Source organism: Streptomyces sp. R-07, from assembly GCF_049913175.1.
Lineage (GTDB): Bacteria > Actinomycetota > Actinomycetes > Streptomycetales > Streptomycetaceae > Streptomyces.
This window is the reverse complement of sequence record NZ_CP183978.1, coordinates 3280426-3305987: the sequence shown is the minus strand read 5'-3', so window position 1 is coordinate 3305987 and position 25562 is coordinate 3280426. Positions and strand designations below refer to the sequence as shown.

At 73.4% G+C, this 25562-nt stretch carries 20 protein-coding genes; 10 read left to right on the top strand and 10 right to left on the bottom strand.

From position 1 onward, the window contains the following. Positions 1-115: 115 nt before the first annotated feature. Positions 116-769 (top strand): TetR/AcrR family transcriptional regulator, encoded by a 654-nt coding sequence (locus ACN9M0_RS14875; RefSeq protein ID WP_366042311.1) that lies wholly within the window; start codon positions 116-118, stop codon positions 767-769. A gap of 87 nt (positions 770-856) precedes the next feature. Next, complete coding sequence (locus ACN9M0_RS14870) at positions 857-2386, top strand: MFS transporter (protein WP_366042305.1); 1530 nt, start codon at positions 857-859, stop codon at positions 2384-2386. Between the two features lie 175 nt (positions 2387-2561). Here ACN9M0_RS14870 and ACN9M0_RS14865 read toward each other — a convergent pair whose 3' ends face one another. After that, positions 2562-3068 (bottom strand): MarR family winged helix-turn-helix transcriptional regulator, encoded by a 507-nt coding sequence (locus tag ACN9M0_RS14865; RefSeq protein ID WP_366042306.1) that lies wholly within the window; start codon positions 3066-3068, stop codon positions 2562-2564. An 81-nt stretch (positions 3069-3149) separates the two neighbouring features. Between ACN9M0_RS14865 and ACN9M0_RS14860 the strand changes: the two genes are divergently transcribed. Continuing rightward, the gene (locus tag ACN9M0_RS14860) at positions 3150-3938 is read left to right on the top strand and encodes a dioxygenase (RefSeq protein ID WP_426403729.1); all 789 of its coding nucleotides are present in this window, start codon (positions 3150-3152) and stop codon (positions 3936-3938) included. Between the two features lie 4 nt (positions 3939-3942). Here ACN9M0_RS14860 and ACN9M0_RS14855 read toward each other — a convergent pair whose 3' ends face one another. After that, on the bottom strand, positions 3943-4956 hold the full coding sequence (locus ACN9M0_RS14855) for a questin oxidase family protein (protein ID WP_366042308.1): 1014 nt from the start codon (positions 4954-4956) through the stop codon (positions 3943-3945). 501 nt (positions 4957-5457) lie between these two features. On the opposite strand from ACN9M0_RS14855, the gene ACN9M0_RS14850 reads away from it, so the two are divergent. Beyond that, the gene (locus tag ACN9M0_RS14850; RefSeq protein WP_366042309.1) at positions 5458-6459 is read left to right on the top strand and encodes a sigma-70 family RNA polymerase sigma factor; all 1002 of its coding nucleotides are present in this window, start codon (positions 5458-5460) and stop codon (positions 6457-6459) included. A gap of 447 nt (positions 6460-6906) precedes the next feature. On the opposite strand, the gene ACN9M0_RS14845 is transcribed toward ACN9M0_RS14850, so the two are convergent. Further along, complete coding sequence (locus ACN9M0_RS14845; RefSeq protein ID WP_366039104.1) at positions 6907-7863, bottom strand: helix-turn-helix transcriptional regulator; 957 nt, start codon at positions 7861-7863, stop codon at positions 6907-6909. Positions 7864-7925: 62 nt separating this feature from the next. Here ACN9M0_RS14845 and ACN9M0_RS14840 point away from each other — a divergent pair, with 62 nt between their 5' ends. The 4 genes from ACN9M0_RS14840 to ACN9M0_RS14825 all read left to right on the top strand — a co-directional run bounded on the left by ACN9M0_RS14840 (position 7926) and on the right by ACN9M0_RS14825 (position 13460). Next, positions 7926-9455 (top strand): MFS transporter, encoded by a 1530-nt coding sequence (locus ACN9M0_RS14840; protein WP_366039106.1) that lies wholly within the window; start codon positions 7926-7928, stop codon positions 9453-9455. Positions 9456-9712: 257 nt separating this feature from the next. Continuing rightward, entirely contained in the window at positions 9713-10474 is a 762-nt protein-coding gene (locus ACN9M0_RS14835) for a DeoR/GlpR family DNA-binding transcription regulator (protein WP_366039107.1), read from the top strand. Continuing rightward, complete coding sequence (pfkB, locus tag ACN9M0_RS14830) at positions 10471-11424, top strand: 1-phosphofructokinase (protein WP_366039108.1); 954 nt, start codon at positions 10471-10473, stop codon at positions 11422-11424. The genes ACN9M0_RS14835 and pfkB overlap by 4 nt, the downstream gene beginning before the upstream one ends. After that, positions 11421-13460 (top strand): fructose-specific PTS transporter subunit EIIC, encoded by a 2040-nt coding sequence (locus ACN9M0_RS14825; RefSeq protein ID WP_399698602.1) that lies wholly within the window; start codon positions 11421-11423, stop codon positions 13458-13460. The genes pfkB and ACN9M0_RS14825 overlap by 4 nt, the downstream gene beginning before the upstream one ends. 96 nt (positions 13461-13556) lie before the next feature. Here the strand turns inward: ACN9M0_RS14825 and ACN9M0_RS14820 are convergent, their stop codons facing one another. Then, entirely contained in the window at positions 13557-14627 is a 1071-nt protein-coding gene (locus ACN9M0_RS14820) for a hypothetical protein (protein WP_426403728.1), read from the bottom strand. Positions 14628-14916: 289 nt separating this feature from the next. Here ACN9M0_RS14820 and ACN9M0_RS14815 point away from each other — a divergent pair, with 289 nt between their 5' ends. Further along, positions 14917-16014: a glycosyltransferase gene (locus tag ACN9M0_RS14815; protein WP_366039112.1), complete on the top strand. Its 1098-nt coding sequence runs from the start codon at positions 14917-14919 to the stop codon at positions 16012-16014. Between the two features lie 100 nt (positions 16015-16114). On the opposite strand, the gene ACN9M0_RS14810 is transcribed toward ACN9M0_RS14815, so the two are convergent. From ACN9M0_RS14810 to ACN9M0_RS14785, 6 genes are all read right to left on the bottom strand, one after another. Continuing rightward, entirely contained in the window at positions 16115-16957 is an 843-nt protein-coding gene (locus ACN9M0_RS14810; RefSeq protein WP_399698607.1) for a DUF6227 family protein, read from the bottom strand. A 71-nt stretch (positions 16958-17028) separates the two neighbouring features. After that, positions 17029-18105: a P1 family peptidase gene (locus ACN9M0_RS14805; protein ID WP_399698609.1), complete on the bottom strand. Its 1077-nt coding sequence runs from the start codon at positions 18103-18105 to the stop codon at positions 17029-17031. 26 nt (positions 18106-18131) lie between these two features. Next, positions 18132-18932: an SDR family oxidoreductase gene (locus ACN9M0_RS14800; protein ID WP_426403727.1), complete on the bottom strand. Its 801-nt coding sequence runs from the start codon at positions 18930-18932 to the stop codon at positions 18132-18134. A 293-nt stretch (positions 18933-19225) separates the two neighbouring features. Beyond that, a complete protein-coding gene (locus ACN9M0_RS14795) occupies positions 19226-19783 on the bottom strand; it encodes an AAA family ATPase (protein ID WP_426403726.1) in 558 nt (185 codons plus the stop codon). Next, a complete protein-coding gene (locus ACN9M0_RS14790) occupies positions 19780-22320 on the bottom strand; it encodes an ATP-binding protein (RefSeq protein WP_366039120.1) in 2541 nt (846 codons plus the stop codon). The genes ACN9M0_RS14795 and ACN9M0_RS14790 overlap by 4 nt, the downstream gene beginning before the upstream one ends. A gap of 48 nt (positions 22321-22368) precedes the next feature. Beyond that, the gene (locus ACN9M0_RS14785) at positions 22369-23556 is read right to left on the bottom strand and encodes a low temperature requirement protein A (protein ID WP_366039121.1); all 1188 of its coding nucleotides are present in this window, start codon (positions 23554-23556) and stop codon (positions 22369-22371) included. Positions 23557-24019: 463 nt separating this feature from the next. On the opposite strand from ACN9M0_RS14785, the gene ACN9M0_RS14780 reads away from it, so the two are divergent. Next, positions 24020-25444 (top strand): MFS transporter, encoded by a 1425-nt coding sequence (locus tag ACN9M0_RS14780; protein WP_426403725.1) that lies wholly within the window; start codon positions 24020-24022, stop codon positions 25442-25444. Positions 25445-25562: the final 118 nt, after the last annotated feature.

The following is a 25562-nucleotide window of genomic DNA, read 5'->3' as shown; positions in this document are numbered from 1 at the left end:
GAAATAACCGGGGACTGGGTCCCCGTTTACGCCTGTGTCCAACGAAGTGGGGAATCCTTCCCCGGATGTTCCGGAGACTTCCGGACGAGTGTGAGGAGGCCGTGGCGTGACCGGCATCGCAGACACCGCGCCAGCCCGCCGCGTACCCCGCCCGCGGGCCGACGCCCTGCGCAACCGCGAGCGGATCGTGACGACGGCCCGCGAGATGTTCGTCGAGTTCGGGCCCCAGGTCCCGTACGACGAGGTCGCGCGCCGGGCCGGCGTCGGGAACGCCACGCTCTACCGGAACTTCCCCGAGCGCGCCGACCTCGTCCGCGAGGTCGTCCTCTCGATCATGGCCCGCGTCACCGAGCTCGCCGAGCGGGCCACCGAGGACGAGGGCGACACCTTCGCCGCCCTCCGCCGGTTCACCCACGGCGCCGCCGACGAGCGCATCGGGGCCCTCTGCCCGATGCTCGACGGCGCCTTCGACAAGGACCACCCCGACCTGATGGCCGAACGCGAACGCCTGGAGGAGGCCGTCCAGGGCCTCGTCGACCGGGCGCAGCGGGCCGGCCGGCTCCGCGCCGACGTGGGCGTCGGAGACCTGATGGTGGCGATCTCCCAGCTGACCCGCCCGCTCCCCGGATCGGCCTGCGGGACCTTCGACCAGTTCGTCCACCGCCACCTGCAGCTGTTCCTCGACGGCCTGGAGGCGCCCGCCCGCTCCGAGCTGCCCGGGAAGGCCGTGACCCTGGAGGACCTGAGGCGCGACTCCTGCTCGTCGTGACCGGCCTCCGCCAGGGCCCCTGACTTACAACACCCCCGCTTCCTTACGTCCTTTTTCACCAGTACGCGCCAAGAGGTGGCTCCACCCATGCCGAAAATCCCCGACAGGACAGCGATCCAGGCCGACGCCGGCCGCTGGAAAGCCCTGATCTTCATCGCCCTCGCCCAGCTGATGGTCGTGCTCGACGCGACGATCGTGAACATCGCGCTGCCCTCCGCCCAGCACGACCTCGGGATCTCGGACGGCAACCGGCAGTGGGTCATCACCGCCTACGCCCTCGCCTTCGGCGGTCTGCTCCTCTTCGGCGGCCGCATCGCCGACCTGTGGGGCCGCAAGCGGACCTTCATCACCGGCCTCATCGGCTTCGCCGCCGCCTCCGCCCTCGGCGGGGCCGCGACCGGCGAGGCCATGATGCTCGGCGCCCGCGCGCTCCAGGGCGCCTTCGGCGCGCTGCTCGCGCCCGCCGCGCTCTCGCTGCTCGCCGTGACCTTCACCGACGCCAAGGAGCGGGCGAAGGCCTTCGGCATCTACGGCGCGATCGCCGGTGGCGGCGGCGCCGTGGGCCTGATCCTCGGCGGCTTCCTCACCGAGTACCTGAACTGGCGCTGGACGTTCTTCGTCAACATCCCGTTCGCCATCGTCGCCGCCGTCGGCGCGTACCTCGTCGTCCGTGAGCCCGAGGGCAGCCGCAACCGCTCCGCCCTCGACATCCCCGGCGTGATCCTCTCCACCCTGGGCCTCGTCGCCCTCGTGTACGGCTTCACCCGCGCCGAGTCCGCGGGCTGGAGCGACGCCGGCACGATCGGCCTCTTCATCGGCTCCGCCGTGCTGCTCCTCACCTTCGCGCTCACCGAGTCGCGGGTGAAGTCCCCGCTGCTGCCGCTGCGCGTGGTGGCCGACCGCAACCGCGGTGGTGTCTACCTGTCGCTGGGTCTCGCCGTCATCGCGATGTTCGGCCTGTTCCTCTTCCTGACGTACTACCTCCAGGTCGTGAAGGGGTACTCGCCGGTCAAGACGGGCTTCGCGTTCCTGCCGATGATCGTCGGCATGATCACGGGCTCGACCCAGATCGGCACGCGCCTGATGACCCGCGTCCCGCCGCGGTTCCTGATGGCCCCGGGCTTCCTGACCGCCGGCGTCGGCATGCTGCTCCTCACCCAGCTGGAGATCGGCACCTCGTACGCCGGGCTGATCCTGCCCGCGCAGCTGCTCCTCGGCCTGGGCATGGGTACGGCCTTCATGCCGGCCATGTCGCTCGCGACGCTCGGCGTGGACCCGCGGGACGCCGGTGTGGCCTCCGCGATGGTGAACACCTCGCAGCAGGTCGGCGGCGCCATCGGTACGGCCCTGCTGAACACGATCGCCGCCTCGGCGACCACCGCCTACCTGACCGACCACGCCGCCGGCGCGACGACCCCGTCCGCGCAGAAGCTGCTCCAGCTCCAGGGCATGGTCGAGGGGTACGCCGCGGCCATCTGGTGGGCGGTCGGCATCCTGGTCGTCTCGGCCACGATCGCCGCGGTCCTCATCAACACCGGGAAGCCGGGGACGGGCGTGGTCGCCGCGTCCGGCGCGGGTGCGGAGGACGAGGTGAAGGTGCCGGTCGTCGCCCACTGATCCCGTACGTCGGCTCGTACTGCCCTGATCCGTTCCTGCCCTGGCTCCGCTTCCTCAGCGGGGCCGGGGCAGGTCCGTTCTCCGGGGGGATCGCTCAGCGGGGCCGGGGCAGGTCCGTTCTCCGGGTGGATCGCTCAGCGGGGCCGGGGCGGGTCCGCGTCCCCGGGTGGATCGCTCAGCGGAGCCAGGGCAGGTCCGCGTCCGCGTCCGTGGGTTCGAGGCCCTCGGCCATCACGCGCATGATCGCCCCGAGCTGCTTCACCTGTTCGGGGGAGAGCCGGTCGAACATGGCCTGGCGGACGGCCGCGACATGGCCCGGGGCGTTCTGCCGGAGGACGTCCATCCCGTCGTCCGTCAGCTGGGCGAACTGGCCGCGCTTGTCGGAGGGGCAGTCCTCGCGCCGTACCCAGCCGTTCTTCTCCAGGCGGGCGATCGCGTGGGAGAGCCGGGAGCGGGTGATCTTGGCGCTCCTGGCCAGTTCGGTCATCCGCAGCCGGTGGCGCGGGGCCTGGGAGAGCTGGACGAGGAGCCCGTAGTAGACGTGCGGCATCCCGGCGTCGCGCTGCAACTGGCGGTCGAGGTGGTCCTCCAGGAGCGTGGTGGCGTGCAGGTAGGCGCGCCAGACGCACTGCTCCTCGTCGGTCAGCCAGCGGGGTTCGGTCATGTCTCCCATGGGTCCCATCGTACGACTCGTTCTTGAAAGTTGAACTATGTAGGTTTACGCTGCACCTTGAAGCTTGAAGTTTCAAGAACGGAGGCCGTCATGGACACCACGCTCGAACGGATGCCCGCCCTCTACCTGTCCCACGGCGCCCCGCCGCTCGCCGACGACCCGATCTGGCCCGGCGAGCTCGCCGCCTGGTCCGCCGGCCTGCCGCGCCCCAAGGCGATCCTCATGGTCTCCGCCCACTGGGAGGAGGCCCCGCTCGCGCTCGGCGCCACCGAGACCGTCCCCCTCGTCTACGACTTCTGGGGCTTCCCCGACCACTACTACCGCGTCCAGTACGCCGCCCCCGGCGCCCCGCAGCTCGCCGAGGCCGTCCGCAAGCTGCTCCGCGCGCCCGGCACGCCCGTGCAGGACATCCCCGACCGGGGCCTCGACCACGGCGCGTACGTGCCGCTCGTCGAGATGTTCCCCGGCGCCGACATCCCCGTCCTCCAGATCTCCATGCCCACCCTCGACCCGCGCCGGCTCATGGACATCGGGCGCAGGCTCGCCCCGCTGCGCGACGAGGGCGTCCTGATCGTCGGCAGCGGCTTCTTCACCCACAACCTCGCCGCCCTCCGGCACACCGGCCCCGGCGTCCCCGGCTGGTCCGCCGAGTTCGACGCCTGGGGCCACGAGGCGCTCGCCGCGCACGACGTCGACGCCCTCCTGGACTTCGAGCACAAGTCGCCGGCCGGCCGCCTCGCCCACCCCCGTACCGAGCACTTCGCGCCGCTCTTCGTCACCATGGGCGCGGCGGACGCGGCCGGCGACCTCGACGCGGAGCGGTCGGTGATCGACGGCTTCTGGATGGGGCTCGCCAAGCGGTCCGTCCAGTTCGGCTGATCCGCTACAGGACCGGCGGGTTGAGGTCGATCGAGCGGACGGCGGCGGCCAGCGCGAGCGGGTCGCCCACGTCCAGGGCCGTGTCGGTGAACTTGATCGTGTGGTCGTCGCCGTGCGCCGCCGCCCGCTCGAAGACCTCCTCGGCGGTGAGGCCGGTCTGCGCGTACGGGGCGGCCTCGCGCGGCGTGTAGGCCGCCGTCACCGCGGCCGCCGCCGCCCAGGCCGCCGCCACGCTCGGCGCCCACAGCTCGCGGGGGAGCGCGGGCAGGATCCGCAGGACCGCGTTCGGCGCGGTCGCCGCGTGCACCAGCATGATCGGCTCGCCGTGGCCGTGGGACGCGTACCGGTGCGTCGCCGCCGTCACCAGCTCGGTGAGCAGCTCCTTCGCCGCGTCCGGGTCCGGTGCCTCGCCCCAGACCGGGAAGGCCGACAGCTGCGCGAGCCGGGCCCGGATCCCGCCGTCCTGCTCCGGGACCGGCGGTACGGCGTCCAGCGCGGCCGCCGCCGAAGGCGCGACGGCCAGCGGGGCCAGAGGCGGCAGCGGCTGGTGGCGGGCGGCCCAGTAACCGAGGGCGTGCGCCAGCTCGGCGCGGCGCGGTGCCGTCTCCTCCGCGCCGGGCGTCAGGAGGGTCCGTACGGCGTGACCGGTGCGGATCACCGGATGCGTCGCCCCGCCCGCGATGCCGGGCAGCAGCCGGGGCCACCACTCGGCGAGGACCGACCGCCAGGGCCGGTCCGCCAGCTCGCGGGCGAAGAAGCGGGTCCAGTCGGTGCTCCGGGCCGGGTCGCCGAGCGCCTCCCGCCAGACGTCCGCCGTGACCGGGAGGTGCGGGGGCGGCAGCTCCTCCAGCTTGGGCGCGTAGTGGTCGAGCCAGCGGTGCACGGCCGGGGCCCGGCCGTGGCGGACCAGGGCCTCGACGGCCATGGGGGCGTGGTTGCTGAGCCAGCCGTTGCGCTCGGGTCCGGAGGTGTGGAGCCGTTCGAGTGCCTCGTCGAGGGTGCCGGTGGTGTCGGTCATGGGGCGACGCTAGGCCGGGGCGGCGGTGCGGCGGAACGGGCTGGGGACCTAGGCCGCAGGGCGGAGGTGGCGGCGGGTCGCGGGCTCCGGCGCAGGCGAGGGCGGGTCCTGGTGGAGGCGACGGCGGGGCGCGGGTCCCTGCGGAGGCGACGGTCGATCGTGGGCTCCGGCCGAGCAACCGTCGACCGTGGGCTCCGGCGGAGCAACCGTTGATCGCGCCACGGCGTCTGAAGGGATGGCGCCGCAGGTGTGATCGCGGTCTCACCGACAGTGTGGTCGTGGGCTCCGCGAGGGGGCGCCGGATCACCCTCCGTGCCCGGTCTGACCTGCACTTCCGTGGGTGCCCGCGGCATGCCCGCGAGGGCGGCGGCCGCGCAGGATACTGCATGATCGCGAAAATCCATGTGCCGGGTGGGAATTCTGTCCTGATTCCAGTCGTTGTTTCCGTCGGATGCAGGGCACCCGAAAGGGTGTCGCGACCTACTCAGCAAGGGAGCACGCATGGCAACCCGTGCCGTCGCCCGTCGTCAGACCTCCGCCAAGAGCGGGGCCGCACGGGCAAGCAGCGTTCGCGCCGTGGGCGGGGAGATCGCCGACCGCGACCTGGTCGGCATGTACCTCGACGAGATCGCGCGCACGCCCCTGCTCGACGCCGCCAAGGAGGTCGAGCTCTCCCAGACGATCGAGGCGGGCGTCTACGCCCAGCAGATCCTCGACAACGAGGTGGAGAGCGAGGCGGGCGGGGCGACCCGCGAGGAGCTCGAAGCCCTGGTCGCCGAGGGCGAGCGGGCCAAGGACCTCTTCATCAAGTCCAACCTGCGGCTCGTGGTGGCCGTCGCCCGGCGCTACCCGCGCAGCGGGCTGCCGCTGCTCGACCTGATCCAGGAGGGGAACGCGGGCCTGGTGCGCGCGGTCGAGAAGTTCGACTACGCGAAGGGCTTCAAGTTCTCCACGTACGCGACGTGGTGGATCCGTCAGGCCATCACCCGGTCCATCGCCGACCAGTCCCGGACCATCCGGCTCCCCGTCCACCTGGTGGAGGAGCTCGGCCGGATCCGGCGGGTGCAGCGCGAGTTCAACCGGGAGAACGGGCGCGAGCCCGAGCCCGCCGAGATCGCCACCGAGCTCGGCTCGACGCCGGCGCGCGTCACCGACGTCCTGGACTGGGCGCGGGACCCGGTCTCGCTGAACATGGGGGTGGACGACGAGGGCGAGACCCAGTTCGGCGACCTCCTGGAGGACACGTCGGCGGTCTCCCCCGAGCAGTCCGTCCTGACCCTCCTCCGCAGCGAGGAGCTCGACGACCTCATCGACAAGCTCGACCACCGGACGGCGTCGATCATCCGCATGCGGTACGGGATCGAGGACGGCCGCGAGCGGACGCTGACGGAGGTCGGCAAGCAGCACGGGCTGACCCGCGAGAGGATCCGCCAGATCGAGAAGCACGCGCTGCTGGAACTGAAGAAGATGGCCCACGACACGGGCTTCGACGCGGTGGCCTAGAGCGGCCGGCGGCCCCGTTGCGGTGACCCCGCACGACCGGTGGGCCCCGACGGGCGCGGGCCCACCCGGCGTGGCGGCCCGCCCCGTCGGGGTCGGCCGCCACGCTGGGCCGCCGCCCCCGTTGTGGGCATACGTTCCGCAAGGGCGGAACGGGTGGGCACAACGGACGGCGCCCTTGCCGGCGCCAGAGGCTTCCGCGCGTGAACCCTCACCCCTTGGTGCGCCGTGCTCGTGGTGCGGGCCGGGGCGCGGAACGCGGAGGCGCCGCTGAGGGCGCCGTCCCGTGGGCTTGCCCTCCCCCAAGCTCTCGGCTTCGCTCGAGCAGGGGGGACCCCGGTGCGCGAGGGTGCGGGTGCCGCCCGCGCAGGGGAGCCGGCCTGACGGTGTGCCCCGGCACCGGGTCCGCGCCCGTGACCCGGCACGTCGAGTCTGCGGTCCGCGCCCGCCCTACGCCGTCGCCGTCGCCAGTCTCGTCGACAGGTCCCTCATATACGTGATCAGGGGCTCCGGGCCGTGGACCGTGAAGTCGATGTCCATCAGGGCCAGCCGTAGCGCCAGCCATTCCACCGAGTCCGCGACCCGGGCGCGCAGTCGGCAGCGGTCCGGGCCCTCCGCGACCGGCACCAGGTGGGACGGGAGGCGCGCCACGACGAACTCGGCCGGCGCCGCGAACGAGACGTCGAGGTCGACCTCCCCCTGGGCCCGCGCCATCGAGCGGGCCATATAGGTCGCCGCGTCACCCGACGGCAGCTCCCGCGGCGTGAAGCGCGCGCCCGTCGCGAACGGCTCGCTCACCCGGTCCACCCGGAACGTCCGCCAGTCCTCGCGCCCCAGGTCGTACGCGACGAGGTACCAGCGCCGCCCCGTCGACACCAGCCGGTACGGCTCCACCAGCCGTTTCGTCTCCGTCCCGTCCCCGGCCCGGTAGCCGAACCGCAGCCGCTCGTGCCCCGTCACCGCGCCCGCGAGGGCGGTCAGGGTGGCGGGGGTGACGGTGGCTCCGTCGCCCCGGGTCAGCGGGATCGTCGCGTTCTGCAGGATGGACACCCGGTGCCGGAGCCGCGCGGGCAGCACCTGCTCCAGCTTCGCCAGGGCCCGTACGGACGCCTCCTCGACGCCCTCGATGGCGTGCCCCGCCCCGGCGCGCAGGCCGACGGCGATCGCGACGGCCTCCTCGTCGTCGAGGAGCAGCGGCGGCATGGCCGTACCGGCGACGAGGCGGTAGCCGCCGACCGCGCCCATGGTCGCCTCGACGGGGTAGCCGAGGTCGCGGAGCCGGTCGATGTCCCGGCGGATGGTGCGCGCGGAGACCGAGAGTCGTTCGGCGAGTTCGCTTCCGGGCCACTCGCGCGGTGTCTGGAGGAGCGAGAGCAGATTCAGGAGTCGTGCCGGGGTGTCCGTCATGTCTTCCAGGATGAGGCCCATCTAGGACATGAACTGACCTACATGACTTCTATCTTCTTCGTATGAGTTCACACGACGCCGCCAGAGAAGCCGCAGCGGCCAGCGACAAGCGGCGCTGGATCGCCCTCGCCATCGTCATGACCGCAGCCTTCATGGACCTGGTCGACGCCACGATCGTCAACATCGCGATCCCCAGCATCGAGAAGGACCTCGGCGCCTCGTTCGGGGCCATCCAGTGGATCACCGCCGGGTACGCGCTCGCGTTCGCCGCCGGCCTGATCACCGGCGGACGGCTCGGGGACATCTACGGCCGCAAGCGCCTCTTCCTGCTCGGCACCGCCGGCTTCACCCTCGCCTCGGCGCTCTGCGGTTTCGCGGCCAACCAGGAGATGCTGGTCGGCTCCCGCCTGCTCCAGGGCGCGGCGGCCGCGATGATGGTGCCGCAGGTCCTGTCGATCATCCACGTCACCTTCCCGGCACACGAGCGCGGCAAGGTCTTCGGGATGTTCGGCGCGATCATCGGCCTCGGCGCGGTCTCGGGCCCGCTGCTCGGCGCGCTGCTCACCCAGTGGAACATCGCGGGCCTGGAGTGGCGTCCGATCTTCCTGATCAACCTGCCGGTCGGCGTCGCCGCCCTGTTCCTGGGCCGGAAGTTCATCACCGAGTCGAAGGCGCCGAAGGCGCTCAAGCTCGACATCGTCGGCGTGCTCCTGGTGACGGCCGCGCTGCTGATGCTGGTCTACCCGCTGACGCGCGGCCGTGAGCTGGACTGGCCGCTGTGGGGCCACCTGATGATGGCCGGCAGCCTGCTCGTCTTCGGCGCGCTCGTGGCGTACGAGAAGTACAAGACGAAGAAGGACGGTTCGCCGCTCATCGAGCTGTCGCTGTTCAGGGTGAAGAGCTTCGCGGCCGGCATCGCGGTGCAGCTGACCTTCGGTGTCGTGCTCGGCATCTTCTTCCTGGTCTGGACGCTCTACATGCAGATCGGGCTCGGCTGGAGCCCTCTGAAGGCGGGCCTGACCGGGGTGCCGTTCTCCATCTCGGTCTCGGTGGCCGCCGGTATGTCCGTGCAGAAGCTGGTGCCGCGCTTCGGCCGCAAGGTGCTCCAGGCGGGCGCGCTGACGATGATCGCGGGCATCCTGCTCTACTTCTTCGTGGCCGGCCGGTACGAGACCGGGATCCACTCCTGGCAGATGATCCCGCCGCTGGTGGTCATGGGTCTGGGCATGGGCCTGATCGTGGCGCCGCTGACGGACGCGGTGCTCTCGGAGGTGCCGAAGGAGCACGCCGGTTCGGCCTCGGGCCTGATCAACACCACCGGGCAGATGGGCAACGCGCTCGGACTCGGCCTGGTGTCGGTGGTCTTCTTCGGCACGATCGACGACGAGCGGCTCGCGAAGGCTCCGGCCGAGGTGGGCGCGGCGTTCACGAACGCCTTCCAGAACTCGCTGGGCTGGGCGGCGGGCGTGCTCGCCGTGATCTTCCTGGTGATGTTCGCGCTGCCGTCGAAGCCGAAGCAGCACCTGGAGGGCGGCGGTGACGACGAGGCCGTCGCCGACGAGATCGAGAAGGAGCCGGTGCTCACGCACTGAGGCCATCTGAGGCCATCTGAGGCCACTCAGGCCACTGAGGCCGGTCACGGAAGGGCCCTGATCCCGGGATGCGTCCCGGGGGCGGGGCCCTTCGGCATGCCCCCGCCGCGCCGGGGCCGGTTCCTTCGGCATGCTCCCGCCGCGCCGGATGTCCGTTCATGCCCGCCTGAATGCCCGAATCCGTTTACTTGGCGGATATCCGGGCGTAGCCTGACACTGAAACCACAGGTTCGGGCATCGAACGGATGTAGACAGGCATGTACGCACCCGAGCGCCAGCAAGAGATCCTCCGGATCGCCCGCGAGAGCGGACGCGTCGACGTCCTCTCCCTCGCCGAGGAGTTCCAGGTCACCGCCGAGACCGTACGGCGCGACCTCAAGGCCCTCGACCGGGCCGGACTCGTCCGACGGGTCCACGGCGGCGCCATCCCCGCCGGACGGCTCGACTTCGAGCCCGACCTCGCCGAGCGCGAGTCCACCGCCGCCGACGAGAAGGACCGCATCGTCCGGGCCGCCCTCGCCGAACTGCCCCAGGAGGGCAGCGTCGTCCTCGACGCCGGCTCGACCGTCGCCCGCCTCGCCGCCGAGTTCCCCCTCGACAGCACGCTGACCGTCGTCACCCACGCCCTCCCCGCCGCCGCCCGGCTCGCCGACCACCCCGGCATCGACCTGCACCTCGTCGGCGGACGCGTACGCCACCGCACCCGCGCCGCCGTCGACGCCTGGGCGCTCCGGGCGTACGGCGAGATCCGCGCCGACGTCGCCTTCCTCGGCGCCAACGGCTTCTCGGCCGAGCACGGACTCACCACCCCCGACCTCGCCGAGGCCGCCGTCAAGCGGGCCGTCGTCGCCGCCGCCCGCCGGGTCGTGCTGCTCGCCGACTCCGCCAAGCACGGCCAGGAGCACTTCGCCCGCTTCGGCGACCTGACCGACGTCGACCTGATCGTCACCGACAGCGGGCTCAGCCCGGCGGACGCCGCCGCCATCGAGGCCGCCGGAACGGAAGTCGTACGCGCATGATCCTCACCGTCACCCCCAACCCCTCCCTGGACCGGACGTACGAGGTTCCCGCCCTGGAGCGCGGCGAGGTGCTGCGCGCCGCCGCCGAACGCGTCGACCCCGGCGGCAAGGGCGTCAACGTCTCCCGGGCCGTCGCCGCCGCCGGACACCGCACCGTCGCCGTCGTCCCGCTCGGCGGCGCGCCCGGCGCGCTCGTCGCCCAGCTCCTCGCCGGGCAGGGCATCGAGGTCGCCCCCGTCCCGGTCACCGGCCACACCCGCTCCAACATCGCCCTCGCGGAACCCGACGGGACCCTCACGAAGATCAACGCGCCGGGCCCGGAGCTGAGCGGCGAGGAGGCCGAGACCCTGCTCTCCGCCGTCGGCGCCCACTCGCCCGCCGCCGACTGGATCGCCTGCTGCGGCAGCCTCCCGCGCGGCCTCGCCCCCGAGTGGTACGCCCGGCTCGTCACCCGCGCCCACGGCGCCGGGGCCCGGATCGCCCTCGACACCTCGGGCCCGTCCCTGCTCGCCGCGCTCACCGCCCGCCCGGACGTCGTCAAGCCGAACGCCGACGAACTCGCCGAGGCCGTCGGCCGCCCGCTCGCCACCGTCGGCGACGCGGTCAAGGCGGCCGAGGAACTGCGGGACCTGGGCGCGGGCGCCGTCCTCGCCAGCCTGGGAGCCGACGGCCAGCTCCTCGTCTCGGCGGCCGGCGTCTGGTTCGGCTCGGCGCCCGTCGCCGCCGTCCGCTCCGACGTCGGCGCGGGCGACGCCTCCCTCGCCGGCTTCCTCGCGGCGGGCGGCGAGGGCCCGGAGGCCCTCGCGGCCGCCGTCGCCCACGGGGCGGCCGCCGTCCAGCTGCCCGGCAGCGAGATGCCCACCCCGGGCGACCTGGACCCGGCGGCGGTCACGGTGACCGCCGACGTACCCCTCGACCGAGTACTCAGCGAGCAAGGGAGCCCGCGATGAGCAGGATGATCACCGCGGACCTGGTCGATCTCGACCTGTCCGCCGACAGCAAGGAAGCGGCGGCCCGTTCGCTCGCGGAGCGCATGGCCGCACTCGGGCGGGTGACCGACCTCGACGGCTTCCTCGCCGACGTGGCGGCCCGCGAGGCCCAGATGCCGACCGGCCTGGACGGCGGCATCGGCATCCCGCACTGCCGCAGCGCCCACGTCACCGAACCCACCCTCGCCTTCGGCCGCTCGGCCGCCGGCGTCGACTTCGGCGCCCCGGACGGCCCGGCGGACCTGATCTTCCTGATCGCCGCCCCGGCGGGCGCGGACGACGCCCACCTGACGATCCTGTCCTCCCTGGCGCGCCACCTGATGGACGGCGAGTTCACGGACGCGCTGCGCTCCGCGACGTCCCCGGCGGGGGCGGCGGCGCTGATCGCGGGGGAGGAGGCGCCGGTGGAGGAACCGGAGCCACTGTCCGAGGCTCCGGTGGAGGCTCAGGCGGAGACGTCGCCGGAGGCTCCGTCCGAGGCTCCGTCCGAGGTTCCGGCCGGCCCCGGGGCCCCGGCTGCGGCGCCCTTCCGGATCGTCGCCGTCACCTCCTGCCCGACCGGCATCGCCCACACCTACATGGCCGCCGAGGCCCTGGAGAAGGCGGGCGAGGCGGCGGGTGTCGAGGTCGCCGTCGAGACGCAGGGATCCGCCGGGTTCACCCGGCTCGACCCGGCGGTCGTCGCGGCCGCCGACGGCGTGATCTTCGCGCACGACGTGCCCGTACGGGAGAAGGAACGGTTCGCCGGGAAGCCGACCGTCGACGTCGGCGTCAAGGCCGGCATCAACCGCCCCGCCGAGCTCATCACCGAGGTCCGGGGCAAGGCCGCGCGCGGCGAGGTCTCCACCGCGAAGCCCACCCCCGTCGAGAACGCGGGCGAGCCGAACGAGGGCTACGGCACCAAGCTCCGCAAGTGGCTGATGTCCGGCGTGAGTTACATGGTCCCGTTCGTCGCCGCGGGCGGTCTCCTCATCGCCCTCGGCTTCGCCATCGGCGGCTGGGACATCAACAAGGCCCCCTCGGTCACCGAGCACTTCGCCTGGGGCCAGGTGGACAGCTGGGCCGCCCTGATGTTCCAGATCGGCGGACTCGCGTTCAGCTTCCTCGTCCCGGTCCTCGCCGGGTACATCTCGTACGGGATGGCCGACCGCCCCGGTCTCGTCCCCGGCTTCGTCGGCGGCGCGATCGCGCTCACCGTCAACGCGGGCTTCCTCGGCGGTCTCGTCGCCGGTCTGATCGCGGGCGGCACGGTCCTCGCCATCCAGCGGGTGCGGATCCCCGCCGTCCTCAGAGGCATCATGCCGGTGGTCGTGATCCCGCTGTTGTCCTCGATCGTCGTCGGCTTCCTGATGTTCCTGGTGGTCGGCAAGCCGATCGCGAGCCTCCAGAAGGCGCTGACCGACTGGCTGTCCGGCCTCTCCGGCGCCAACGCGGTCATCCTCGGCGTCATCCTCGGCCTGATGATGTGCTTCGACCTCGGCGGGCCCGTCAACAAGGTCGCGTACGCCTTCGCCGTCGGCGGCCTCGCCAACCCCAACGAGGGCTCCCTCAAGGTCATGGCCGCCGTGATGGCGGCGGGCATGGTGCCCCCGCTCGCGATGGCCCTCGCCACGACCGTACGGGGCCGGCTCTTCACCAGGACGGAGCGGGAGAACGGCAAGGCGGCCTGGGTCCTCGGGGCCTCGTTCATCTCCGAGGGCGCGATCCCCTTCGCCGCCGCCGACCCGCTGCGGGTCATCCCGGCGGCGATGGCGGGCGGCGCGGTCACCGGCGCCCTGTCGATGGCCTTCGAGTGCACCCTGCGGGCCCCGCACGGCGGCGTCTTCGTGATCCCGCTGATCGGCAACCCGTTCCTGTACCTGCTGGCGATCGCGGCCGGCACGGTCGTCGCCGCCGGTCTGGTGATCGTCCTCAAGAGCGCGCGGAAGACCGCTCCCGAGGCGGCCCCCGCGGGCGAGCCGACCCGGGCCGACACGAAGGTGACCGTGGCGGCCTGACCCCGGCTCCTGGACAGGAGGAGCCGGACGAAGAGGGGCGGTGCGCACCGCGAGCGCACCGCCCCTCCGTCGTGTCACCTGTCCGTCAGGGGCGCTTCAGGACCGGGGGACGAGGTTGCGGGCCGCGCCCGGAGGCAGGGCGCGCTTGAACTTGCCCGCGCGGAGTGCCGCCGGGGTGGGCGTCGTCTGCTTGAACCAGCCTTCGGTCCAGTTGAAGACCTGTCCGTTGATGTCGCCGTGGGTCTGCCACACCTCGCCGTTCGTCCGGACGATCTTGACGAAGGCGTCGATGCCCTGTGCCTCGATGGAGATCCCGCACGCGTTGCCGGGGAAGGCGGTCCCGGCCGCCACGGAGCCGTTGGCGGGATCGGTCATGGTCGCGGTCAGGTTGGTGAGGTCCTGCCAGGCGATCGTCCCGCCCGGCACGGACGCCTTCCCGGCATACGCCTTCCCGCCGGTGAGCACGGCCTGGAAGTCCTCGTCGTTCGAGGGGCTGTAGGTGTCGATGTCGGAGCAGGGCCCGGTGGGCCCGGTGGCGCCGGTGTCACCCGTCGCACCGGTGTCACCCGTGGCTCCGGTGTCTCCGGTCGGGCCGGTGTCGCCGGTCGGTCCGGTGTCGCCGGTCGGTCCGGTGTCTCCGGTGGCTCCGGTCTCGCCGGTGGCGCCCGTGTCGCCCGTCGGGCCCGTCGGTCCTGGCGGGCCCGTCGGGCCGACCTTGCAGTCGTCGTCCCCGTATCCGTCGCCGGCCAGGGCAGCCGCGGTCAGGGCGCGGGGCTCGTGCTTCTCCACCAGGGGCTGGATCTGGTGGTCCAGGAAGGCCGTGAGGTCACCCTGCGGGGACGGGTCCTGCTCCCAGGGCGGCGGGCCGTCCTCCTTGCCCGGCGTCGGTCCGTCCTGCTCCCACGGGGGAGGACCGTCGTCGTGGCCCGGCGGCGGGCCGTCCTCGTGGTGCGGCGGTCGCTCCTCGCAGGGGGCGCCCGTCGGGGGGCCCGCCGTCGTCACGCCCTGGGCGCCGAGTTCGGGGGAGTCCCCCCACGTGGCGGCCGTGGCCGGTGACGCGAAGCCGGTGAGGACGAGCGCGACCGAGGCGACGGCCCCGCCGCCGAGCCATGCGCGCCGCCGGGGCAGCGGGCCGAGCGGGGACCTTGTCCTGGGGTCAGGACGCATGCATGCTCCTTCCTCCACCGGCGCCGCGGCCGGTGCGTGTGAGGTCGAGGGGGAGTCGTTCTCGCTCCCGTTAGTCGGATCATCGGATCGCGCATGCAAAGACTTGATGATTTCTCAACACTCTCAACGCCATGGCCTAGCACGGACAGTCGAATGGATGCGTACGCAACGGCGAACTTCGAACGGCCCGTCGGCGCGTCAGCGCGGCACTTCTGGAGCCCGTACGTAGGGTCGCCCCCCACCGACCGCCCCGACCGCTCCCCCGACCCCCACCGGAAGTGGTGTTGCCGTGCGTCCGTCCATCTGCCTGTGCATGATCGTCAAGAACGAGGCCGCGGTGATCGAGCGCTGCCTCGCCTCCGTCCGCGGCCTCGTGGACACCTGGGTCATCTCCGACACCGGCTCCACGGACGGCACCCGGGAGCTCATCCGCACCGCCCTCGACGGCATCCCGGGGGAGCTGCGGGAGGAGCCGTGGGTGAACTTCGGCCACAACCGCAGCCTGAACATCGCGCACGCCCGGGGCCGGGCCGACTACCTGCTGCTCCTCGACGCCGACCACGTCCTGCGGCAGGACGGCCCGCTGCCCGCCGCCGGCGGCCCGCTGGCCGACGCGTACATGATCCGCCACCGGGGGAACGTCGAGTACCGCATCAAACGCCTGGTCAGAGGCGATCTGCCGTGGCGGTACGAGGGCGTCACCCACGAGTACCTGACGGCCGACCGGGACCATCGTCAGGAGAACCTGGACGCCCTCGTCATCGAGGACCACGCCGACGGCGGCTCGCGCCACGACAAGTTCGAGCGCGACGCCCGCCTCCTGGGCGCCGAGCTCGACCGGGACCCGACGAACCCCCGTACGGTCTTCTACCTCGCGCAGACCCTGCGGGACATGGGCCGCCCCGAGGAGGCCGTCGCCCTCTACGAGCGGCGCGCGGCCATGGGCGGCTGGGGCGAGGAGGTCTACTTCGCCCTGCTCCAGTCCGGCGTCCTGCGGGCCGAGGCCGGCGACTGGCCGGCCGGGATGGACGCCCTCTCCCGGGCCTGGGAGGCACGGCCGGCACGTCTGGAGGCCTGCTACGAACTGGTGGCGCGGCTGCGGAAGATGCGGCGCCACCACGCCGCCCACGCGATCGTCTCCGCCGTCCTGGACCGGGAGCCGCCGGACGACGTGCTGTTCACCCAGCCGTGGGTGTACCGGTGGGGGCTGCTCTTCGAGTACTCGATCACCGCGTACTGGGTCGGTGACCACGCCGCCTCGCTCGCCGCCTGCGACCGGCTGCTCGCCCTGCCGGACCTGCCGGAGACCTACCGCGAACAGACCCGCGCCAACCGGGTGTTCGCCGTCGAGCGCCTGACGGAGGCCACCCCCGCCCTCGTCCCCTGAACGGACGGAGCGGGGGCGCGCGGCCCGGTCACGGGCCGATCCCCGTCAGCGGACCCGGGAGCGGGACTGCCCGTCAGCGGACCCGGAGCGGGACTCCCCGTCAGCGGACCCGGGAGCGGGACTCCATCGCGCCGCGGGCCGCGTGCTCGTCCTCGTACACCTCGCACATGTGCCGGCCGTCCGGCGTCGCCGTGTGCTCGACCTCCCAGAGACTGACCTCGCTGCCGTCGAGCAGCAGGAACTGGTGCTCGTAGAGGGTGAAGCCGGCGTCCCGGCCGCCCTCCACCGGGCAGTGCCGCCCGAAGGCCTGCGTGATGTGGTGCGCGAAGGCCAGTCTGAGGCGGCGGGCCGTCCGCTCGCCCGGCCGGTCCGCGTTCTCCGCGCGGCGCAGGACACGGCGCGCGTGGTCGGCGGAGTTGTCCGGCACGTACATCCGGGGCTGGGCGGGTATCGGGCGGGCGAGCAGGGCGCTCAGCAGCTCCAGGTCGTCGTCCTCGTCGGGGGCGCGGCCGTCGGAGCGCTCCGCGGTCCAGCCCGGCAGCGGTCCGGTCGGCAGACGGGAGGCGGCGAGCCGCGCCTCCGACTCCTCCGCGTACAGCTCGTGCTGCTCGGTGCCGTCCCGGCCGGCGTTGTGCGCGAGCTCCCAGAGGCTGAGCGCGCTGCCGTCGGCGAGGAGATAGGTGTGGCGGTGGGTCGTGCGGTGCAGCGACGCGCTGTGGTGCGAGGAGTGCAGCGCGCTGGAGTGAGCGAGCGCCGTGCCGAGGCGCTCGACGGTCGAGTCGGGCAGGTCGAAGGAGTTGAGCGCCCGGCCGAGGAGCCGCTCAAGGTGCGTCTCGGTCGTCTCGTACGGATCGTGAGGATCCTGCGGATCGTTCAAGAGGGTCTCCAGGCCGTCGCCGCATGTCACTTGGTGCTTGCTTAACGTAGTCCCTGGGTCTGACATCGTGTCCGGGTTCCGGAAAACGAAGGGCCCGCGCGCGAAGTTCCCGCCCGGTTCCGCCAACTCCCGTGGGCTTACCGGAAGTACGCGTCCGCATCCGCTCCGTACAGCTCGCGGTACGAGGGGAAGTCGCCGCCCGGTCCGCGCCGGCCGCCCGGGGCCGCGAGGACCGCCCGGACGATCGCCCGGGTCACCAGGTCCGCGCCCGCCGCCAGGATCTCGTTCAGGGCGAGCGGGCCCGGCCCCTCCGGCAGCTCCCGCACCCCGGTGGCGAGCGCGAAGACCGTGTCCCCGTCGTTCATCAGGTGCACCGGACGCACCGCGCGCGCGATGCCGTCGTGCGCCGTACCCGCGACCTTCCGGGCCTGCGCCCGGGTCAGCACCGCGTCGGTCGCGACGACGGCGAGCGTCGTGTTCAGCGGGGGCGGGGCGGACGCCTTCCGCGCCTCCGCGAGCCGCCGAAGGGCCGCCTCGTGGACCGCGGTGTCCGGGAAGTCGGGCCTGCCGGCCTCGAAGTAGCTGCCGTACGGGACGCCCGTCGTCGGGTCGACGGGCGAACCCACCGCGTTCACCACCACGAGCGCGCCGACGGTGATCCCCGACTCCAGAACGGTGCTCGCCGTCCCCACCCCGCCCCGCAGACCGCCGGCCACGGCCCCGGTGCCCGCGCCGACCGCGCCCGTCTCCACGCGCGCGTGGTCCCCGCTCGCCGCGGCCTCCTCCACCGCCGCCCGTCCCGTCGCCGCGTCCGGACGGGCCGTGAAGTCGCCGCCCCGGCCCAGGTCGAAGACGCACGCGGCGGGCACCACCGGCACCACGTGGGACGGGTCGGGGCCCACCCGCACGCCCCGGTTCCGCTCCTCCAGCCACGCCATCACCCCGCCGGCGGAGTCGAGGCCGTACGCGCTGCCGCCGGTGAGGACGACCGCGTCGATCCGCTGGACCACGTTCCGCGGGTCCAGGGCGTCCGTCTCCCGCGTGCCCGGCCCCCCGCCCCGTACGTCCACGGCGGCGACGACCCCGCCCTCCGGGGCCAGGACCACCGTCGTGCCGCTCAGCGCCCCCGGCCCGGCCACGCGCGCGTGGCCCACGCGAAGCCCCCCGACGTCGGTGATCGCGTCCTGACCGCTCGCCTGTCCGGGAAGTGTCATGTCCCCTGCCTACCACGAGGCTTGGCTCAGCGCTTGGGTCCGAGGTAGGTGCCGCCCGAGGCGTCGATGACGGTGCCGGTGACCCAGCGGCCGTCCTCCGAGGCCAGGAAGGCGACCGGGTCGGCGATGTCCTCCGGCTGCCCGACCCACGGCAGCGCCTGGCCGCCGATCAGCATCCCCTCCAGCGCGGGCATCGCCGCCATGGCGGCGGTCAGCGAGGCGGTCTGCGTCGGGCCGGGGGCGACGGTGTTGACGGTGATCCTGCGCTCCCCGACCACGTTGGCGAGCGTCCGCGTGAAGGTCTCCATGGCCCCCTTCGTCATCGCGTAGGCCAGCTCGTCGGCGAGTGCGATCCGGGTGACGGCCGAGCCGATGTTGATGATCCGGCCGCCGTCCCGCAGCACCGGCAGCAGCCCCTGCACGAGGAAGTACGGCGCCCGCACGTTGACCGCGAAGACCCGGTCGAACTCCTCCGGGGTCTCGTCCGCGAGGTGCCCTCCCGAGCCGGTCGCGGCGGCGTTGTTGACCAGGACGTCGAGCGCCGCCTCGCCGGTGTGCGCGGCGAGCCCGGCCCGGACGCCCTCGACCAGCGCGAGCACGCCGTCGTGCGTGGCCAGGTCGGCCCCGACGGAGAACGCCCGCCCGCCGTCCCGGACGATCAGGTCCACGGTCTCCTGCGCGGCGGCGGCGTCCCGCCCGTAGTGCACGGCGACGACCATCCCGTCGGCGGCGAGCCGCCGTGCGACGGCCCGCCCGATCCCCCGGGAGGAACCGGTGACGAGGGCGGTACGGATGGTGGTCGTGGTGCCGGCGATGTGCTGCTGCATGACGGTCTCCTCGGGCTTCCCCTGCGGCCCGGGGCGACTCCCCGGGGCACGGGAAGAACACTCGCGCGGGGCACTGACGAACCACTGACGGAGGACTGACGGCGGCGGTCAGGGGCCCACGGTGAGGGAGCCAGCCCACCCCGTTGTGGGCACCCCCATCGCCCCTGCGGGACGATCGCCCACACGGCGGGTGGGCGCCGCTCCGTGGGCGCGCGTCCACGCGGTGGGGGCGGTTCGGCCGGGTGGGCGTGGCCCACACGGCGGATGGGTACCGCCCCACGGGCGGTGGGCGTTCAGGGACCCGGCGGGTGGGCTGGGGGCAGGAGCGTGCTGGTCTTTGCCGTCAGTGTGGCGAGCGTGTCCGCCGGGACCGGCCGGGTCGTGTCGACGACCAGCGGGCCGTCGCCGAGGCCGAGCGGACCGGGGCGGGCGGTCCAGGCGGTGACGCGCTCCGCGAGCTCCGCGGGGGAGAGGTCCTGGTCCAGGTGGCCCGGGTGGCGCCGGCGGGCCCGGAACCGCTCCGCGACCAGCGCGGGGTCGCACGCGCAGTGCACCTCGACGAGGCGGGCGCCGAGCGCGTGGAGGCGGGCCGGGGCGGTGTCGGGGCGCCACCAGTTGACGAGGACGGCACGCCCGGCATCGGCGGCCAGCGCGTACAGCACGTCGTCTGCGGCCCGGCTGAGCCGCCGCCGCCACGCCTCGTCGCCGACGCCGAGCGCGTCGTACAGCGACTCCAGGATCACGTCCTTGTCGACGAGCGGCAGCCCGAGCCCGGCGGCGAGCCCCCGCGCCAGGGTCGTCTTTCCACTCGCGGGGAGGCCCGAGACGATCACGAAGGCGTTGTCGTTCACGTGGACAGGCCCGCCCGGCGGGCCGTATCCGTCGCGCGGGCGCGGTCGGTCGCCGCCGACGTGGGGTCTCCGGCGGCCTCGTGGACGGCGGCGCGGCGGTGGAGGAGGTCCACGACGTCCTCGGCGACGCCCAGCGACTCGAAGAGTTCCAGGGCCTCCGCGAGCAGGGGCAGCGGCTCGGCGGAGTGCGCCGCGAGTCCCTCCAGGGCGGTCGCCGTCCCCCACCGCTCCCCGAGCGCCCGGAATCCGGCGAGGGCCTTCGTGAAGAGCGCCTCCGCGGTCGCGGGCGCGGACGCCAGGTGGGCGTGACCCACCTGGCCCAGGGCGCGGGACCAGGGGTCGTCGCCGAGGCGGAGGCCCTCCAGGGGGCCGATGGAGGTCGACCAGAGGAAGGCCGTGTACGGCTGCCGGAGCGGAGCCGTACGGGCGGCGAGGAATCCCCGGGCCCGGTCGACGGGTTCGCCCTCCCGCAGGCCCGCGGCGAGCACGCACAGCGCGTACTCCTCGCCCAGTTCCGCCGTCGGCTCCACCCGGTCGAGCAGCTCCGCGACCGGCGCCGCGACCCGGCCCCGGAGCCCGCGCAGCCACCAGTACGGACTGAGCGCGGCCACCATCCGCAGTCCGTCGTCCGCAGTGCCGCGCCGCAGCGCCGCCCGCAGGTTCGCGTCCTCCGCGTCCAGCCGGGCCAGCCACTCCAGCTGCCCGGCCCCGCGCAGTTCGGGGTCGGCGGCGACGGCCAGGTCCCGGTAGTACGCGTGGTGGGCGGCGAGCGCCGGATCGGCGTCCGGCAGCCGCTCGGCGGCGTACGCGCGGATCGTCTCCAGCATCCGGTACCGGCCGTCGTCCCGTACCTCCACCAGCGACTTCTCCACGAGCGAGGCCAGCGGGCCGGCGCCCGCCCCGCACACCCGGGCCACCGCCTCCGCCGTCGCGCCGCCCCGGAACACCGAGAACCGCGCGGCGAGTTCCCGCTCGCCGGGTTCGAGAAGCGACCAGCTCCACTCCACCACGGCCCGCAGCGTGCGGTGCCGTTCCGGCGCCGTGCGGTCCCCGCGCGACAGCAGCTCGAACCGCGCGCCGAGCCCGTCCGCGAGCTCCTCCACGGACAGCGTCCGCAGCCTGGCCGCCGCAAGCTCGACGGCGAGCGGCAGCCCGTCGAGCCCCGCGCAGAGCTCCGCCACGCGCGCGTGGCCCGTGAATCCGGGCCGGACCGCCGCCGCCCGCCGGACGAACAGCTCCTCCGCCGCGTCCGGTGCGAGCGCGCTGAGCGGCAGCAGCGACTCGCCGGTGATCCCGAGCGCCTCCCGGCTCGTCGTCAGCACCCGCAGCCCCGGGCAGGCCGCGAGGAGACGCCGTACGAGGACCGCCGTCTCCCCGACGACGTGCTCGCAGTTGTCCACGATCAGCAGCACCGGCCGCCCGGCCAGGGCCGTTTCGAGCCGCGCCGCCCCCCGTACCCCGAGCGCCGCCGCGAACGCCTCGGCGACCTCCCCGGACGAATCGCCGGTACGCGCGCGCGTACGTGGGGCCTCCGCACCTGCGCCGCCCGGTGCCACCGCGCCCGCCCCCGGCGCCCCCGCCACCGCCCCCAGGTCCACGAAGCGCACCTCCCCCGGCAGCCCCGCGCCCACCTCCAGCGCGAGCCGGGTCTTGCCCGCGCCGCCCGGGCCCACCAGGGTCACCAGGCGGGCGGCCGCCACCAGGGAGGCCAGGTCCTCTCGCTCCCGCGCGCGGCCCACGAAGTCCGTCAGGGGCGCCGGCAGCGGCGGAGACGTTCGCTCCGGCGCCCGGACCGCGCCCCGCAGCAGCTCCAGGTGTACGGCGGACAGCTCGGGCGACGGATCGGCCCCCAGCTCCTCGGCGAGGGCCGCCCGCACCTCCTCGTACACGGCGAGCGCCTCCGCCTGCCGCCCCGCCGCGCCGAGCGCCCGCATCTGCAGCCCGCGCAGCCGCTCCCTCAGCGGCTGCTCCCGGGCCGCCCCCGCCAACTCCCGCACGACCTCGGACAGGTCGCCGCCCGCGGCCAGTACGGCCGCCGCCCACTCCTCCGCCGCGTCGAGCCGCAGCGCGTCGAGCCGGGCCGCCTGGCCCGCCGCGAACGGCGCGTCCCGTACGCCGGCGAGCGCGGGCCCGCGCCACAGCCCGAGCGCCTCCCGCAGCAGACCGGCCGCGCGGGCCGGGTCGGCCGCCGCGCGGGCCCGCGCGCCCTCCCGGGCCAGGGCCTCGAACCGCAGGACGTCCACGGCCCCGGCGGGGTCCCCGACCGTCAGCCGGTACCCGGTGGGCGAGAACTCCACCGCCACGCCCGGCGGGAGGGCCCGGCGGAGCCGCGAGACCTGGGCCTGGAGCGCGCCCTGGGCGCCGGCCGGCGGCTCGTCCCCGTACAGCCCGTCGACGAGCCGCTCCACCGGGACGGTCCTGCCCGCGTCGAGGAGGAGCCGGGCGAGCAGGGCGCGGACCTTGGGGCCGCCGACGGCGGGCACCGGGGCGCCGGTGGTGTCGGTCACCGTGAGCGGCCCGAGGAGACGGAAGATCATGTGCCGGATTGTGTCCCAGCGGACGGCGGCCCCTCCAGGGGCCGTTCGTCAGGACACGCTTTGGTCCGACACCGCGCGCGTGCTCGGGTTGCGGGCGGTCAGGGTGACCCCGACGGCGACCGTGGCCGCCGCGACGAGCCCGGCCGCGAGGACCGCCCAGCGGCCCGCGAACGAGCACATGAGGATCGCCAATGACGAGACCGGAAGGACCAGTTGCTGGGCGATGCCGATCTTGAAGTAGCGGGCGTGCAGCAGCCACACCGACAGCAGGAACACCGCCGACGGGATCGTCACTGCGGCGGAGGCGGCCAGCGTGGAGATGTGGGCCTTGCCCACGGCCTGCTCGACGGCGATCTCCAGACCCGCGCCGACGGCGGCGGCCGACGCGAAGATCACGTAGTGGCCGTAGCCCCACAGGAAGCCCTGGCGGCTGGAGGTCAGCCGGTCGTGGGCGGGCACGACGAAGTAGATCCACCAGGCGGCGAAGACCAGCAGCAGACCGCCCGCGGCGATCGGGAGCACCTCGCCGAGGGCGTCGTTCTCGACGATGCCCGTCTTCACGGCGACGGTCGCGGCGGCGACGGTCTCACCGAGCACGATGATGGTGAACAGGCCGTACCGCTCGGCGATGTGGTGCGGGTGCCAGGCACTGGGGGCGTCCTTCTCCGCGTACACCGGTACGGCCATCTCGGCGAGCGCCATGACCAGGAAGACCCACGGGCGGGCCGACTCGGGCGCCAGGAGCAGCGCCAGCCAGCCGACCTGACAGGCCAGGACCCCGCCCGCGTACCGGCGGCACATCGTCCGCTCGGCCGGGGCGGTGGCGTGGTGGGCGGCGCGCAGCCACTGCGAGGCCAGCGCGAGCCGCATCACGAGGTAGCCGAGGTACACGACGAGGAACTCGTGCTCCTCGAAGGCGCGCGAGACGCCGGCGGCGAGGATGAGCACGCCGGCGATCTGGACGAGGGTGACGACCCGGTAGAGGACGTCGTCGTTGTCGTAGGCCGAGGCGAACCAGGAGAAGTTCATCCAGGCCCACCAGATCGCGAAGAAGATCATCGCGTAGTTGATGATCCCCTCGCCGGCGTGACCCTCGGCGACCGCGTGCACGAGCTCGGCGCCGGCCTGGGCGACGGCCACGACGAAACACAGGTCGAAGAAGAGCTCCAGGGGCGTGGCGGCCCGGTGCGACTCCTCGCGGGAGCGAGCGGTGAGGGGCAGGAACGGTTGTGTCATGCACCCCAGCACAGCAGAGCGGGCGGCGGGCCATGTCGCATGCCACGCCCGGGGTGTTGCGTCCCCGCGCACCGGGCGGCCACGAGGCCGCCGGGAGCGGGTTGGCCGGCGAGCGGCTCCGTGACCGCCCAGGCGCCCGGGACGCCGGCCAGGGTGCCGTTTCGTGAGGTCCGCCGGTGACGGGATCCAGGCCCGCCGATGACGGACCAAGGCCCGCCGGTGCCGACGACCCGCCGGTGACGGGACCAAGGCCCGCCGGTGCCGACGACCCGCCGGTGACGGGACCAGGCCCCGTTGGTGCCGACGACCCGCCCATGACGGGACCAAGGGCCGCCGGACCGGACGACCTACGCCCGCCCGTCCGGCGACCATCGGCACTCACGTCCCCCTCATGCCGCGGCGCAGCCTGGAAGAGCAAGGAAAGCCCCGCAGCATCAGGGCCCCCAGAAGTCAGGGAAGCGCCATGAGTTCCGTAGTCCAGGACAGCAGAAGGACGGGCGGGCACGCCCCCGCCTCGTACGACACGGAGCAGTACCGCCCCGGCAAGCCGATCACCGACTGGGAGCCGGAGAACGAGCTCTTCTGGAAGTCCATCGGCAAGAAGGTCGCCGCCCGCAACCTGTGGATCGCGGTGCCGGCGCTGCTCGTGGCCTTCGTCGTCTGGCAGGTGTGGTCGGTCACCGCGACCAACCTGAAGGACGTCGGCTTCGGCTTCTCGACCTCACAGCTGTTCTGGCTGACGGCCATCCCCGGCCTGACCGGCGGCACGGCCCGGATCCTCTACACGTTCCTCGGCCCGATGATCGGCCAGCGCCGCTTCACCGCGCTGTCGACGGCCGTCCTCGTCGTGCCGCTGATCTGGCTCGGCATCGCCATCCACGACCCGACGACCCCGTACGGCGTGATGGTCGCCATCGCCGCCCTCTGCGGCATCGGCGGCGCGAACTTCGCCTCCTCCCTCGCCAACATCGGCTTCTTCTTCCCGAAGGCGAAGAAGGGCAGCGCGACCGGCATCAACGGCGGTCTCGGCAACCTCGGCGTCTCCGTCGTCCAGCTGCTCACCCCGATCGTCATCACCTGGTCGACGATCGCGATCGGCTCCGCCCAGCACAAGGCCGACGGCACCCCCGTCTTCCTGCAGAACGCCGCGTTCCTGTGGGTCCCGGTGCTGCTCGTCCTCGCCGCGATCGCCTGGTTCGGGCAGAACGACCTCAAGGTGGCCTCCACCCCCTTCCGCCAGCAGAAGATCATCTTCAAGCGCAAGCACAACTGGCTGATGACCTGGCTGTACGTCGGCACCTTCGGCTCCTTCATCGGCTTCGCCGCCGCCCTGCCGATGCTGATCAAGACCACGTTCCCGGACCACTCGGTCGCCACCTACGCCTGGATGGGCCCCGCCGTGGGCGCCCTGGCCCGCTGGGGCGGCGGCTGGATCGCGGACAAGTGGGGCGGTGCCCGGGTCACGATCCTGTCCTTCGTGGGCATGGCCGCCTCGATCGTCGGAGTGATCACCTTCCTGCCCTCGGGCGGTGACGGCGGCAACTTCTACGGCTTCTTCTTCTGCTTCCTCGCCGCGTTCTTCTTCTCCGGAATCGGCAACGGCTCCACCTTCCGACAGATCCCGGTCATCTTCCGCGGCACCCACCTCAAGGGCCTCGACGAAGGCACCCCGGAATACGCCAGGGCCCTGAAGCAGGCGGAGATGGAATCCGGCGCGGTCACCGGCTTCACCTCGGCCATCGCCGCCTACGGCTTCTTCTTCATCCCGGCCCTGTTCGGTTCGGTGGCCGTGACCAGCGCGATGTGGGGATTCGTCGCCTTCTACCTCAGCTGCACGGTCGTGGCCTGGTGGTTCTACGCCCGCAAGAACGCCGAGGCGCCCAGCTGAACCGGAACTCCCGTGAAAGGCCCCGCCGTGAAAGGCCCCGCCACGGCGGGGTCTTTCCGCATGCAGGGGACGGGACCAAAGCCCGTCGACCGGTGACCAATGGCGCCCGAAATGATCG